Annotated in this window: 1 pseudogene and 1 other annotated feature; the pseudogene reads right to left on the bottom strand. The window is 59.2% G+C overall.

Going from position 1 to position 732, the window contains the following annotated elements:
- Positions 1-682: pseudogene (locus tag V6S97_RS29130) on the bottom strand (IS3 family transposase); the annotation flags it as partial.
- Positions 282-398 (bottom strand) — a sequence feature (AL1L pseudoknot). (Overlaps the previous pseudogene by 117 nt.)
- Positions 683-732 lie beyond the last annotated feature (50 nt).

Consider the following 732-nt stretch of genomic DNA (forward strand, 5'->3'; position numbering starts at 1 on the left):
TCTAGTGGACATGGAGCGGACTTGTCCGACACGGTGGTTTTGATCGGCTTGCCGCGAATGACGCCTTGAATCCCCATTGTTCTCATAAGCCGCGCGACGGTGCAGCGGGCGATGTCGTAACCTTCTCGCTGCAATTGCCGCCAGACCTTGCGCACGCCATAGACCTGGAAGTTCTCGTTGAACACCCGGCGTATCTCGACTTTCATGGCAATATCATTGCGTTCGCGGGCCGACAGGCGGTCCACGTCTGTGCGCTTGGCGATGACCTCATAATAGGTGGACGGGGCAATCGGCAGCAGTCTGCAGATCGGCTCGACCCCGAGCACCGAGCGGTGTTCGTCGATGAAGGAGATCATCGCTTCAGTGGGCGGTCGAGCTCCGCCTGGGCAAAATACGCCGAGGCCTTGCGTAAAATCTCATTCGCCTGACGAAGCTCGCGGTTCTCCCGCTCCAGAGCCTTCATCTTCTCCGCCACGTCACTCGGCAAACCCGCACGCTTGCCGCTGTCGACCTCCGCCTTCTTCACCCATTCATGAAGGGTATGCGCCGAGCAGCCGATCTTGGCCGCTATCGATGATACCGCCGCCCAGCGCGATGAGTGTTCGGCTTCATGTTCCGTCACCATCCGAACGGCACGGGCGCGGACTTCAGGAGAGAATTTGTTCGTCGTTTTGCTTGTCATAGACCCTACTTCTCACGAGTTGGGGTCTCCGGCAAACCCGGAGCGGTTCA

The organism is Agrobacterium sp. CCNWLW155 (assembly GCF_036888815.1).
In the GTDB taxonomy this organism is placed as follows: domain Bacteria; phylum Pseudomonadota; class Alphaproteobacteria; order Rhizobiales; family Rhizobiaceae; genus Agrobacterium; species Agrobacterium radiobacter.